Origin of the sequence: Micromonospora sp. U56 (genome assembly GCF_018070095.1) — a bacterium.
In the GTDB taxonomy this organism is placed as follows: domain Bacteria; phylum Actinomycetota; class Actinomycetes; order Mycobacteriales; family Micromonosporaceae; genus Micromonospora; species Micromonospora purpureochromogenes.
On the sequence record NZ_JAGPYL010000148.1, the window covers coordinates 1 to 14,731 of the forward strand.

General features: G+C 75.8%; 2 protein-coding genes. Both read right to left on the minus strand.

Features of this window, described 5'->3' with window-relative positions; translation table 11 throughout:
• On the minus strand, window positions 1–8,973 hold an 8,973-nt coding region (locus KBX37_RS35030; protein WP_374103927.1), incomplete at its 3' end, for a type I polyketide synthase.
• A 23-nt stretch (window positions 8,974–8,996) separates the two neighbouring features.
• Window positions 8,997–14,731, minus strand: a 5,735-nt coding sequence (locus KBX37_RS30270) for an SDR family NAD(P)-dependent oxidoreductase (RefSeq protein ID WP_374103926.1), incomplete at its 5' end; no start/stop codon positions are given.

Sequence of the window (14,731 nt, forward strand, 5' to 3'; positions counted from 1 at the left end):
GGCGACCGGCGCGCCGGACAGGTCGGCCAGGTCGAGCGAGACCTCGCGGGGCCCGGTCGGGCGGATCGCGACCCGCAGCCCCCGGGCGCCGGTGGCGTGCGGGGTGACGGTGTTCCAGGAGAACGGCAGCATGGTGCCGCCCTGGTCGTCGGCGTCGCCGTCGGCGAGCCCGAGCACGTGCAGCGCGGCGTCGAGCAGGGCCGGGTGCAGCACGAACTGCTCGGCCTCGGCGTGCGCGGCGTCCGGCAGGCTGATCTCGGCGTACAGCTCGTCGCCGCGCTGCCAGGCGGCCCGCAGCCCCTGGAAGGTGGGCCCGTAGCCGTAGCCGCGCTCGGCCATCCGCTCGTACGCGTCGCCGGTCGGCAGCGGGGTCGCGCCCGGCGGCGGCCAGGCGGTCAGGTCCACGGCGGGCGCCGTGCCGCCGGCGCCGATCCGGCCGTCGGCGTGCCGGGTCCACGGGTCCGCCTCGCCGGCGCGGGAGTGGACGGTGACGGAACGGGAGCCGCCCTCGTCGGGTGGGCCGACGGCGACCTGGAGGGTGACCGCCGTGTTCTCGGGCAGTATCAGCGGGGCGTGCAGGATCAGCTCCTCGACCACCGGCGCGTCGGTCCGCTCGCCGGCGGCGACCGCCAGTTCGACGAAGCCGGTGCCGGGGAAGAGGACGGTGTCGCCGACCGTGTGGTCGGCGAGCCACGGCTGGGTGTCGACGGAGAGCCGGCCGGTGAAGAGCACTCCGTCCGTGTCGGCGAGGGTGACCGACGCGCCGAGCAGCGGATGCTCGGTCGCGGCGAGACCGGCCGGGGTGGCCCCCTCGCCACCCGGCCGTTCCGGACGCCAGTAGCGCTGCCGCTGGAAGGGGTAGGTGGGCAGCTCGACGCGGGCGCCGGTGAGCAGTGCGGTCCAGTCGACGGTGGTGCCGGTGACGTGCAGCCTGGCCAGGGCGGTCAGGGCCTGCCGCTGTTCGTCGTGACCCCGCCGCAGGCTGGGGATGACGGTGACGTCGTCGGTGAGGATGCCCTCGATCATCGGGGTGAGGGCGGCGTCCGGACCGAGTTCCAGGAACGTGGTCGCGCCGGCGGTGTGCAGGGTGGTGATGCCGTCGGCGAAGCGGACCGCCTCGCGGACGTGGCGGACCCAGTAGTCGGGGTCGGTCAGCTCGCTGGTCGCCAGGGTGCCGGTCAGGTTGGACACCACCGGGAGCTGCGGCTCGGCGTAGGTCAGGCTCGCCGCGACGGCCCGGAACTCCTCGAGCATCGGGTCCATCAGCCCACTGTGGAAGGCGTGACTCACCCGCAGGCGGGTGGTCTTCCGCCCCAGCGTGGTGAAGTGCGCGGCCACGCGCAGCACGGCGGCCTCGGGGCCGGAGATCACCACGGACCGGGGGCCGTTGACCGCCGCGATGTCCACACCGCCAGCGGCCACGGGACCGCCACCATCGCCGGTGCCCACACCGGTCCCGTTGCCGTTGCCGGCTGAGTCGTTTACGACATCAGCTCCAAAGGATCCGACCACCACACCCGGACCCCCGAGCGCCGCCCGCACCTCCTCCTCCGACGCCCGCACCGCCACCATCGCCCCACCAGCCGGCAACGCCTGCATCAACCGACCCCGCGCCGCCACCAACCTTGCCGCATCCGACAGCGACAACACCCCAGCCACATGCGCCGCAGTCAACTCACCGATCGAATGCCCGGCGACGAAATCCGGCCGCACACCCCACGACTCCACCAGCCGGAACAACGCCACCTCGACCGCGAACAACCCCGCCTGGGCGTAACCAGTGAGCCGGATCAACTCCTCATCGTCACCCCAGACCACCTCACGCAACGGCCGGTCCAGATGCGCGTCCAACTCGGACACCACCGCGTCGAACGCAGCCGCGAACACCGGAAACACCGCGTGCAGCGAACGACCCATACCCAGGCGCTGAGCGCCCTGACCGGTGAACAGCACCGCCAGTCGCCCGGGCCGGGCCGTCCCCGACAGGACGGGTGCGGCCGTCCCGCCGTCGGCGAGGGTGGCCAGTCCGGCGAGGAGTTCGTCGCGGTCGGCGCCCAGCACGGCGGCCCGCTGTTCCAGGGCGGCGCGGCCGGTCGCCAGCGAGTACGCCACGTCCGGCAGCCGCAGCTCCGGCCGGCCCGACAGGTGCCGGTGCAGCCGGGCGGCCTGGGCCCGCAGCGCCACCTCGGAGCGGGCGGAGAGCAGCCAGGGCAGCGGTCCCTGCGTCCCGGTTTTCGGTTCCGCGGGGGTGGTCGGGGGCGGTGCGGCCTGTTCGAGGATGACGTGGGCGTTGGTGCCGGAGAGCCCGAACGACGAGATGCCGGCCCGGCGCGGATGCCCGTTCGCCGACCACTCGCGGGGCCGGGTCAGCAGTTCGACCGTCCCGGCGGACCAGTCCACCTGCGGCGAGCGCTCCTCGGCGTGCAGCGTCGGCGGCATCAGGCCGTGCCGCATCGCCTGCACCATCTTGATCACGCCGGCGACACCGGCGGCGGCCTGGGTGTGCCCCAGGTTCGACTTGATCGACCCCAACCACAGCGGCCGGTCGGCGGGCCGGTCCTGACCGTAGGTGGCCAGCAGCGCCTGCGCCTCGATCGGGTCACCGAGGGTCGTACCCGTGCCGTGGGCCTCGACCACGTCCACCTCGGCGGCCGGCACACCGGCTGACGCCAGGGCGGCCCGGATCACCCGCTGCTGCGAGGGGCCGTTCGGGGCGAAGAAGCCGTTCGACGCGCCGTCCTGGTTGACCGCCGAGCCCCGCACCACGGCCAGCACCGGGTGGCCGAGCCGCTGGGCGTCGGACAGGCGCTCGACCAGCAGGAAGCCGGCGCCCTCGGCCCAGCCGGTGCCGTCGGCGCCCGCCCCGAAGGAGCGGCACCGGCCGTCCGGGGAGAGGCCGCGCTGCCGGGAGAACTCGATCAGGATCTCGGGGGTGGCCATCACAGTCACGCCGCCGGCGAGCGCCAGCGAGCACTCCCCCGACCGCAGCGCCTGCACCGCCAGGTGCAACGCCACCAGCGACGACGAGCAGGCGGTGTCCACCGCCACCGCGGGGCCCTCCAGGCCGAGCACGTACGACACCCGGCCGGCCGCCGCACTGCCGCCGGCGGAGCTGCCGTACCCGTAGTCGTGGTACATCAGGCCGGCGAAGACGCCGGTGGGGCTGCCCTTGAGCGTGCCCGGATCGATCCCGGCCCGCTCGAACGCCTCCCAGGCGCACTCCAGCAGCAAACGCTGCTGCGGGTCCACCGCGTACGCCTCGTTCGGGCTGATGCCGAAGAAGCCGGCGTCGAAGTCGGCGGCGTCGGGCAGGAACCCGCCGGCCCGGGCGTAGCAGCGGCCGGGGCGGCCCGGCTCCGGGTGGTACAGGTCGTCGGCCCAGCCCCGGTCGGTGGGCAGCGGCGCGATCGCGTCCACCCCGTCGGCGACCAACCGCCACAGCTCCTCCGGCGAGCCGACGCCGCCGGGGAAGCGACAGCTCATCCCGACGATGGCGATCGGCTCGTCCACCGGGCGCGGCCCGGCCTGGGCGGGGGCGTCCGCGGATGCCCCGCCGAGCAGCGAGTCGAGGTACGCGGCGACGGCGTCGGCGGTCGGATAGTCGAAGATCAGCGTGGCGGGCAGCCGCAGGTCGGTCGCCGCGCCCAGCGCGTTGCGCAGTTCCACCGCCGACAGCGAGTCGAAGCCCAGCTCGGAGAAGGCGCGGTCCGGCTCCACCGCCTCGGCGGAGTCGTACCCGAGGACGGCGGCGACCTGGGCGCGGACCAGGTCCCGCAGGGCGCGGAGCCGGTCGGGGCCGGACAGGCCGGCGAACCGCCCGGCGGCGGCCGGGGTGTCGGTGGCCCGGCGCAACCGCCGGGGGGCCCGGACCAGGGCGCGCAGCAGCGCGGGAATGCCGGCGTCGGTGCGCACGGCGGCCGGGTCGATCCGCAGCGGGACGAGGGTGACCGGCCGATCCCGCAGTGCGGTGTCGAACGCGGCCAGCCCGTCGGCCTCGGTGAGCGCGGGGAAGCCCTGTCGGGCCATCCGTTCCAGGTCGGCGTCGCTGAGCGCAGCGCCCAGTCCCGCGTCGGTCCCCCACAGCCCGTACGCCAGCGAGGTCGCCGGCAGCCCCCGCGCGGCCCGGTGCTCGGCGAGCGCGTCGAGGAAGACGTTCGCCGCCGCGTAGCCGGCCTGGCCGGCGGCGAGCACCAGCCCGCCCGCGGAGGAGAAGAGCACGAACGCGGACAGGTCCGCCTCGCGGGTCAGCTCGTGCAGGTGCCAGGCACCGTCCACCTTGGGCGCGAGCGTGGCCGCGAGCCGTTCCGGGGTGAGCGTGGCGGCGACGCCGTTGTCGGCGACCCCGGCGGCGTGCACCACGATCCGCAGCGGGTGGGCGGCGGGGATGTCGGCCAGCACGGCGGCCAGGGCCTCCCGGTCGGCGGCGTCGCAGGCCGCCACGCGTACCGCCGCGCCGAGCGCGGTCAGCTCGCCGACCAGCGCGTCCACGCCGGGGGCGGCGAGCCCGCGCCGGCTGGTGAGCACCAGGTGGCGGACGCCGTGCGCGCTGACCAGGTGCCGCGCCACCAGCGCCCCGAGCCCGCCGGTGCCCCCGGTGACCAGCGCCGTGCCGACATCCGTTCCGCCGGCCGCCTGGTCGTCGCCGATCGCACGGTGGTCGCGCGTGCCGGGGTCCGTCGCGGCGCGGTCGCGCGTGCCGGCGTCGACGGCGGTGCCGCCGAGCGTCGTAGCGGGTGCGGTGGCGTCGGTGGCGGCACCGCTGAGCGTCGCGGCGTCGGATACCGGGACGAGCCGGGGCACGAACAGGCGGCCGGTGCGCAGCGCCAGTTCCGGCTCCCCCGCCGCGAGGGCCGCCGGCAGCGCGGCCCAGGACTCCGGCCGGCCGTCGGTGTCGGCCAGGACGAACCGCTCCGGGTTCTCCGCCTGCGCCGCCCGGACCAGGCCCCAGACCGGCGCCTGATCCAGCACCACCCGGTCGTCGGGGCCGGTGACCACGGCCTCCCGGGTGAGCAGCACCAGCCGCGAGTCGGCGAACCGGTCGTCGGCCAGCCAGGCCCGCACGGCCGCCAGCGCCGCCCCGGTCACCTCCCGCACCGCCGCCGGCACGTCGCCGTCGCCGGCAGCGAGCGGCAGCAGCACCACCTCCGGTACGGCGTCCGCCGCGCCGATCGCGTCCAGATCGGCGTACGACGGCACCCCCGGCACCGCGACGGCGTCGCCGACCACCGCCCAGCGGGAGTCGCCGACCACCGCCCAGCGGGACAAGTCCGGTGCCCCGTCCGGGGTGGCCGCCGGCTGCCACCGCACCCGGTGCAGCACCTGGTCGCGGCCGGCCCGGACGCCGTCGAGTTGGGCGGCGGAGACCGGCCGGGACACCAGCGACCCGACGGTGAGCACCGGCTGCCCGGACGGGTCGGCGACGGTGAGGGTGACGCTGTCCGGCCCGGTGGGCGCCATCCGCAGCCGCAGCGCGGTGGCGCCGACGGCGTGCCGGGAGACGCCGTTCCAGGCGAACGGCAGCAGCGTCGCGCCGGAGCCGTCGTGGTCCTGGAGCAGGGAGGCGTGCATGGCGGCGTCGAGCAGGGCCGGGTGCAGGCCGAACCGGGCGGCGTCCGGGTGCGCCTCGTCGGGCAGGGCCACCTCGGCGTACAGCTCGTCGCCGCGTTCCCAGGCGGCCCGCAGCCCCTGGAACGTCGGCCCGTACGCATACCCCCGCCCGCGCAACCGCTCGTACGCGCCCTCGGTGGCCAGCGGGGTCGCGCCCGGCGGCGGCCAGGCGGTCAGGTCGACGGACGGCTCGGCGGCGTCGGCGGCGAGCAGCCCGTCGGCGTGCAGTGCCCAGCGGCCGCCGGGGGCCCGGGAGTAGACGCCGACCGTGCGACGCCCAGCGCTGTCGGGGTCGCCGACGACCACCTGCACCATGACGTCGCCGCGTTGGGGCAGCACCAGCGGCGCGGTGAGGGTCAGCTCGTCGAGGCGGTGGCAGCCGGCCTCCTCGCCGGCGCGCAGGGCGAGTTCGACCAGGCCGGTGCCGGGCAGCAGCACGGTGCCGAGCACGTCGTGGTCGGCAAGCCAGGGCTGCGCCTGCCGGGACAGCCGGCCGGTGAGGACGAGACCGTCGGCGTCAGCGGTGGCCACAGCGGCCCGCAGCAGCGGATGGTCGACGGGGCTCAGGCCGAGCGCGGCCGGGTCGTCGCCGAGCGCGCCGGCCAGCCAGGACTCGGCGAGGTAGTCGAGGGTGTGCAGCCAGTAGCGCTGCCGCTGGAAGGGGTAGGTGGGCAGGTCGATCGTGCGGGTGGTCTGCGGAAGCAGGGCGGTCCAGTCGACGGTGGTGCCGGTGACGTGCAGCCTGGCCAGGGCGGTCAGGGCCTGCCGGTGTTCGTCATGATCCCGCCGCAGGGACGGAACGACGGTGACCTCGTCGGTGAGGATGCCCTCGATCATCGGCGTGAGCGCGGCGTCGGGGCCGAGTTCCAGGAAGGTGGTCGCGCCGGCGGTGTGCAGGGTGGTGATGCCGTCGGCGAAGCGGACGGCCTCGCGGACGTGGCGGACCCAGTAGTCGGGGTCGGTCAGTTCGCTGCTGGCCAGGGCGCCGGTCAGGTTGGACACGACCGGGAGTTGCGGCTCGGCGTAGGTCAGCTCCGCGGCGACGGCCCGGAAGTCGGCGAGCATCGGGTCCATCAGGTGGCTGTGGAAGGCGTGACTCACCCGCAGGCGGGTGGTCTTGCGACCCAGCGTGGCGAAGTGCTCGGCCACGTGCAGCACGGCCGCTTCGGGGCCGGAGATGACCACGGACCGGGGGCCGTTGACCGCTGCGATGTCCACACCAGCGCCTGCCACCGGGCCGGTGCCATTGCCGTTGCCATTGCCGTTGCCGGCTGAATCGTTTACGTCATCAGGTCGATAGGAGACGAAAGAGGTATCCGGGCCCGCCAGCGCCGACCGCACCTCCTCCTCCGACGCCCGCACCGCCACCATCGCCCCACCAGCCGGCAACGCCTGCATCAACCGACCCCGCGCCGCCACCAGACGCGACGCGTCCGCCAACGACAACACCCCAGCCACATGCGCCGCAGCCAACTCACCGATCGAATGCCCCGCCACGAAATCGGCCCGCACACCCCACGACTCCACCAGCCGGAACAACGCCACCTCGACCGCGAACAACCCCGCCTGGGCGTAACCAGTGAGCCGGATCAACTCCTCGTCATCACCCCAGACCACCTCACGCAACGGCCGATCCAGATGCGCGTCCAGCTCCACCACCACCGCGTCGAACGCCGACGCGAACACCGGGAACACCGCGTGCAACGAACGACCCATGCCGAGGCGCTGCGCGCCCTGGCCGGTGAACAGCACCACCAGCCGACCGGCCCCGGCCACGCCGGCGACGGCGTTGGGAGCGCGCTCCCCCGCCGCCACCGCCGCCAGCCCGGCGGACAGCTCGGCCGGGTCCGCGCCCAGCACCACCGCCCGATGGCCGAACGTCGCCCGACCGGTGACCAGGGTTCGGGCCGCGGCGCCCAGCTCCACCGGCGCGAGATGCGCGGCGACGCCGGCGAAGCGGTCCGCGAGTTCGCGTAGCGCCGGGTCGGACTTCGCCGACAGCACCCAGGGCACCAGGGACGAGGGCACGCCGGCGTCCGGCTGCGGGGCGGCCTCCGGGGCCTGTTCGACGATGACGTGGGCGTTGGTGCCGGAGAGGCCGAACGACGAGATGCCGGCCCGGCGCGGATGCCCCTCCGCCGGCCACTCGCGCGCCTCGGTCAGCAGCTCGACCGCGCCGGACGACCAGTCCACCTGGGGCGAGCGCTCCTCGGCGTGCAGGGTCCGTGGCATCAGCCCGTGCCGCATCGCCTGCACCATCTTGATGACGGCGGCTACGCCGGCGGCAGCCTGGGTGTGCCCGAGGTTCGACTTGATCGACCCGAGCCGGAGCGGCCGGTCGGCGGGCCGGTCCTGCCCGTACGTGGCCAGCAGGGCCTGCGCCTCGATCGGGTCCCCGAGGGTGGTGCCGGTGCCGTGCGCCTCCACGACGTCCACCTCGGCGGCCGGGACGCCGGCCGACGCGAGGGCGGCGCGGATCACCCGTTGCTGGGCGGGGCCGTTCGGGGCGAAGAAGCCGTTCGACGCGCCGTCCTGGTTCACCGCCGTGCCGCGGACCACCGCCAGCACCGGGTGGCCGAGGCGCTGGGCGTCCGAGAGGCGTTCCACCAGCAGGAAGCCGGCACCCTCGCCCCAGCCGGTGCCGTCGGCGCCCGCCCCGAACGACTTGCACCGCCCGTCCGGGGCCAGCCCCCGCTGGCGGCTGAACTCGACGAAGGCCTCCGGCGTCGCCATCACCGCCGCGCCACCGGCGAGCGCCAGGGTGCACTCCCCCGAGCGCAGCGCCTGCACCGCCAGATGCAACGCGACCAGCGACGACGAGCAGGCGGTGTCCACGGTGACCGCCGGACCCTCCAGCCCCAGCGCGTACGCCACCCGGCCGGAGGCGACCGAGCCGGTGGCGTGGCTGCTGGCGTAGTCGTGGTACATCAGCCCGGCGAACACCCCGGTACGGCTGCCGCGCAGCGTGCCGGGGTCGATGCCGGCCCGCTCGAACGCCTCCCAGGCGCACTCCAGCAGCAGCCGCTGCTGCGGGTCCATGATGGTCGCCTCGTTGGGGCTGATCCCGAAGAAGGCCGGGTCGAAGGCAGCGGCGTCGGTGAGGAACCCGCCCTGCCGGACGTAGCTGGTGTGCGGCCGCTCGCCGGTCGGATCGTACAGCTCGTCGACGTTCCAGCCCCGGTCTGCGGGGAAGTCGCCGATCGCGTCGATCCCGTCGGCGACCAGCCGCCACAGCTGCTCCGGGGTGCTCACCCCGCCGGGGAAGCGGCAGCTCATCCCGACGATCGCGACCGGCTCGTGGGCGGCCGCGGTGAGCCGCCGGTTCTGCGCGCGCAGCCGCTCGGTCTCCTTGAGCGAGCTGCGCAGCGCGGCGACGAGCTTGTCGTCGGTCATCGAGGGTCTCCCGTCATGAGGTCGTCGAGGTCCTGGTCGCCCAGCGCCATGCTGATCAGGTCGTCGGCGTCCATCTCGTCGATCGAGCGGCCGGCTTCGTCGTCCGTCGTGGCCGGGTCCGGCGTGGGGGCGAGCCCACCGAGTTCGAGCAGCCGGTCCAGCAGCCCGGCCTCCCGCAGCCGGCTCAGCGGGATGCCCTGGAGGACCTCCCGCACCCGGTCCTCGGGCAGCCCGTCGGCCGGCGCCGGGGCGAGCGCGTCGGCCAGTTCGGCGGCGAGGACCCGCGCGTTGGGGTGGTCGAAGACCATCGTCGCGGGCAGCCGCAGGCCGGTGGCGGCGTTGAGCTGGTTGCGGAACTCCACCGCGCTCAGCGAGTCGAACCCGAGTTCCTGGAACGCCCGGTCCGGGTCGACGTCCTGCGGGCCGGCGTGCCCGAGGATCGCCGCCGCCTGGGTGAGCACGACGTCGAGCAGCGCGGCGTCGCGCTCGTCGGCCGGCAGCGCGGCGAGCCGCCGGGTCAGCGCCGCGGCGTCCGGTCCGGCCCCGCCACCGGCGCGCGCCGGTCGCCGCACCAGGCCGCGGAAGAGCGGCGGCAGATCGGGTACGCCGGCCAGCGCCGCCAGGTCCAGCGCCACCGGCACGACCACCGCCGCGTCGGTGGCGGCGGCCGCGTCCAGCAGCGCGAGCCCCTCGGCGGGCGCGAGCGGGCGGACGCCGGTCCGCTCGACCCGGGCCCGGTCGCCGGCGGTGAGGTCGGCGGCCATCCCCGCGTCGCCGGCCCAGGCTCCCCAGGCGAGCGACTGGGCGGGCAGGCCGGCGGCCCGGCGGTGCGCGGCGAGCGCGTCGAGGCAGGCGTTGGCGGCGGCGTAGCTGCCCTGGCCCGGGTTGCCGACCACACCGGCCGCGGAGGAGAAGAGCACGAACGCGGTGAGCCGCAGGTCGGCGGTCAGCTCGTGCAGGTGCAGCGCCGCGTCCACCTTGGGGCGGAACACGACGTCGACGCGGTCCGGGGTGAGCGACCCGATCACCCCGTCGTCGAGCACACCGGCGGAGTGCCCGACCCCGGTGAGCGGGTGCGCCGGGTCGAGCCCGGCCAGCAGGGCCGCCACCGCGTCCCGGTCGCCCATGTCGCAGGCGGCGAGCCGGACGTCCGCGCCGAGCGCGGTCAGCTCGGCGACGAGCTCGTCCGCCCCGACCGCCGCGCCGCCCCGCCGGCTGGTCAGCAGCAGCCGGCGTACGCCGTGCGTGGTGACCAGGTGCCGGGCGACGAGCCGGCCGAGCAGGCCGGTCGCGCCGGTGACCAGCACCGTCCCCTCGGCGCCGAACACGCTGGCCGGCGGGGCGTCCGGGCTGGCCGCGAGCCGACCGAGCCGGGCGACGTGGGCGACGCCGGCGCGGACGGCGACCTGCGGTTCCCCCGTGGCGACGGCCAGGGCGAGCGCCGCCGGGTCGTCCGGGTCGTCGAGGTCGGCCAGGACGATCCGGTCGGGCTGCTCCGACTGCGCGGAGCGGACCAGACCCCAGACGGCGGCACCGGCCAGGTCGGCGGCCTCCTCGTCGGCCACCGCGACCGCCCCCCGGGTGACCACCACCAGGCTGGACCGGGCGTACCGGTCGTCGGCGAGCCAGGCCTGGACCCGCTCCAGGGCCCGGTGGGTCGCCCGGTGCACGGCGGCGGCGTCCCGGCCGGGCTCCGACCGCAGCACCACCACCTCGGGTACGTCGTCGCGGACGTCCTCCCACGCCGCCCAGCGCACCGGGGGCGCGGCCACCGGTGCGGCGGGCTGCCCGGCCCGCCGGTCCCGCGGTTCCTGGCGGCCGGCGGCGAGCTGGGCGGCGGAGAGTTCCCGCAGGGTGAGCGACTCCACCGAGGCGACCGGCAGGCCGGCGGCGTCGGCGATGTCGAGGCGTACCCCGTCGCCGGCCGGGGTGACCCGGACCCGGACGGTGGTGGCGTCAGGAACCGCGACGGTGACACCGGCGAAGGCGAACGGCAGCCGGACCGGCCCGACCTGGCGGGCGTCGAGGCCGACCGCCTGCAGGCAGGCGTCGAGCAGGGCCGGGTGCATCCGGTACCCGTCGTCGGCGCCGTCCCCGGCCGGCAGGGCCACCTCGGCGTACACCTGCTCGCCGGCGGTCCAGGCGGCGCGCAGCCCCTGGAACGCCGGCCCGTACGCCAGTCCGGCGGCGGCCTGGGCGTCGTACCGCCCGGTGAGGTCGACCGGGACGGCGCCCGGCGGCGGCCACGCGGCCAGGTCGAACGACGGCGGCCGGGTGGCCGGGGCGACGGCGCCGGTGGCGTGCCGGGTCCACGGCTGGCCCGGTCCGCCGTCGCGGGAGTGGACGGTGACCGGCCGCCTGCCCGTCTCGTCGGCCGCGCCGAGCAGCACCTGGACGGTGACCCCGCCGCGTTCCGGTACGACCAGCGGCGCCTCGAGGACCAGTTCGGTGAGGGCGTCGCAACCGACCTGCCCGCCCGCGCTGAGCGCCAGTTCCACGAAACCGGTGCCCGGCAGGAGGATCGCGTCGCCCACCACGTGGTCGGCCAGCCAGGGCTGGCTGTGCACGGAGAGCCGTCCGGTGAGGACGGTGCTGTCCGAGCCGGCGAGGGTGACGGCGGCGCCGAGCAGCGGGTGGCGGGCGGCGTCGATCCCGACCGCGCCGAGGTCCCCGTCGGCGGTGCTGGTCCGCTGCCAGTACCGCTGCCGCTGGAAGGGGTAGGTGGGCAGGTCGATCGTGCGACCGGTCTGCGGGAGCAGCGTGGTCCAGTCGACGGTGGTACCGGTGACGTGCAGCCTGGCCAGGGCGGTCAGGGCTTGACGGTGTTCGTCGTGTCCCCGCCGCAGGCTCGCGATGACGGTGACGTCGTCGGTGAGGATGCCCTCGATCATCGGGGTGAGCGCGGCCTCCGGGCCGAGTTCCAGGAACGTGGTCGCCCCTGCCTGATGCAGGGTGGTGATGCCGTCGGCGAAGCGGACCGCCTCGCGGACGTGGCGGACCCAGTAGTCCGGGTCGGTCAGCTCGGTGGTGGCGAGGGTGCCGGTCAGGTTCGAGACCAGCGGGAGTTGCGGCTCGGCGTAGGTCAGCTCTGCGGCGACGGCCCGGAACTCGTCGAGCATCGGGTCCATCAGCCGGCTGTGGAAGGCGTGGCTGACCCGCAGTCGGGTGGTCTTGCGGCCCAGGTTGGTGAAGTGCTCGGCGACCGCGAGCACGGCGGCTTCGGGGCCGGAGATGACGACCGACCGGGGGCCGTTGACGGCCGCAATGTCCACACGAGCGCTTGCCGCCCGGCCGATGCCGGTGCCGGTGCCGGTGCCGGTGCCGGTGCCGGTGCCGGTGGAGTCTGAGTCGTTTACGACATCAGGTCCAAAGGATCCGACCACCACACCCGGACCCGCCAGCGCCGCCCGCACCTCCTCCTCCGACGCCCGCACCGCGACCATCGCCCCGCCCTCGGGCAACGCCTGCATCAACCGACCCCGCGCCGCCACCAACCAAGCCGCATCCGCCAACGACAACACCCCGGCCACATGCGCCGCGGCCAGCTCACCGATCGAGTGCCCGGCCACGAAGTCCGGCCGCACACCCGCCGACTCCACCAGCCGGAACAACGCCACCTCGACCGCGAACAACCCCGCCTGCGCATAGCCCGTCCGCCGGATCAGCTCCTCGTCATCACCCCAGATCACCTCACGCAACGGCCGATCCAGGTGCTCGTCCAGCTCCGCCACGACCGCGTCGAACGCCGACGCGAACACCGGGAACACCGCGTGCAACGAACGACCCATGCCCAGGCGCTGCGCGCCCTGACCGGTGAACAGCACCGCCAGCCGACCACCCGGCCGGGTCACGCCGGTGACCAGGCCGGGAGCGCCGGCGCCGGCGGCCAGGGCGGTCAGGCCGGCGGACAGCTCCGCCGGGTCCGCGCCGAGCACCACGGCCCGGTGGCCGAAGAGCGCCCGCCCGGTGGCGAGCGTCCGGCCCGCCGCCGGCACGTCGGCCGGGTCGATCCGGGCGGCGAGGTCGGCCAGCCGTCCGGCCAGGTCGCGCACGGCGGTGTCGGACCGCGCCGACACCGGCCAGGGCACCAGGCCGTCGACCGGTCGGGGCGTGGACGCGTCACCGTCGGCGGGCGGCTCCTCGATGATCACGTGGGCGTTGGTGCCGGAGAGCCCGAAGGAGGAGATGCCGGCCCGGCGCGGATGCCCGTTCGCCGGCCACTCGCGTGCCTCGGTCAGCAGCTCGACCGCGCCGGCGGACCAGTCGACCTGCGGCGAGCGCTCCTCGGCGTGCAGGGTGCGGGGCATCAGCCCGTGCCGCATCGCCAGGATCATCTTCATCACCCCGGCCACCCCGGCGGCGGCCTGGGTGTGGCCGACGTTCGACTTGACCGACCCCAGCCAGAGCGGCCGGTCCCCCGGGCGGGCCTGCCCGTAGGTGGCCAGCAGCGCCTGCGCCTCGATCGGGTCGCCGAGGGTGGTGCCGGTGCCGTGCGCCTCGACCACGTCCACCTCGGCGGCCGGCACCCGGGCCGAGGCGAGCGCCGCGCGGATGACCCGTTGCTGGGCGGGGCCGTTCGGCGCGGTCAGGCCGTTCGACGCGCCGTCGGAGTTGACCGCCGAGCCGCGCACCACGGCGAGGACGGGGTGACCGTGGCGGCGGGCGTCGGAGAGGCGCTCCACCAGCAGCAGGCCGGCCCCCTCGGAGAAGCCGGTGCCGTCGGCGCCCGCCCCGAAGGATTTGCACCGGCCGTCCGGGGAGAGCCCGCGCTGCCGGCTGAACTCGACGAAGGTGTCCGGGGTGGCCATCACGGTCACCCCGCCGGCGAGCGCGAGCGTGCACTCCCCGGACCGCAGCGCCTGGGCGGCCAGGTGCAGCGCGACCAGCGAGGACGAGCAGGCGGTGTCGACGGTGACCGCCGGCCCCTCCAGCCCGAAGGCGTAGGCGACGCGGCCGGAGGCGATCGAGCCGGTGTTCGTGTTGTCCTGGTAGTCGTGGTACATCACGCCGGCGAAGACGCCGGTGGGGCTGCCCTTGAGCGTGCCCGGGTCGATGCCAGCCCGCTCGAAGGTCTCCCAGGCGCACTCCAGCAGCAACCGCTGCTGCGGGTCCATCGCCACCGCCTCGTTCGGGCTGATCCCGAAGAGGCCGGCGTCGAACTCGGCGGCGTCGGCGAGGAAGCCGCCGGAACGGGAGTAGGTCCGCCCCTCGGCACCCCGCTCCGGGTGGTAGATGCCGTCGACGTCCCAGCCCCGGTCGGCGGGGAACTCGCCGATCGCGTCCACGCCGTCGGCGACCAGCCGCCACAGCTGCTCGGGCGAGCCGACACCGCCGGGGAAGCGGCAACTCATCGCGACGATGGCGATCGGCTCGTCGACCGGCCGCGACTCCGGGGCGTCCGTGGTCGGGGCCGCCTCAGCGGGGGTGAGCACCTCGTCGAGGTGCGCGGCCACGGCGACCGCCGTGGGGTGGTCGAAGACCAGGGTGGCCGGCAGCCGCAGCCCGGTCACCGCGGTCAGCCGGTTGCGCAGTTCCACCGCCGACAGGGAGTCGAAACCGAGGTCCTTGAACGCCTGGTCGGGCTGGACGGCGTCCAGCGTGGCGTGGCCGAGCACGGCGGCGATCTCGACGCGTACCAGATCGAGGAGGGCCTCGCGGCGCTCGGACCCGGACCGGCCGGCGAGCCGGCGGCGCAGGTCGTCACCGCCGGCCGGCGCGGGCGCGCCGGCTC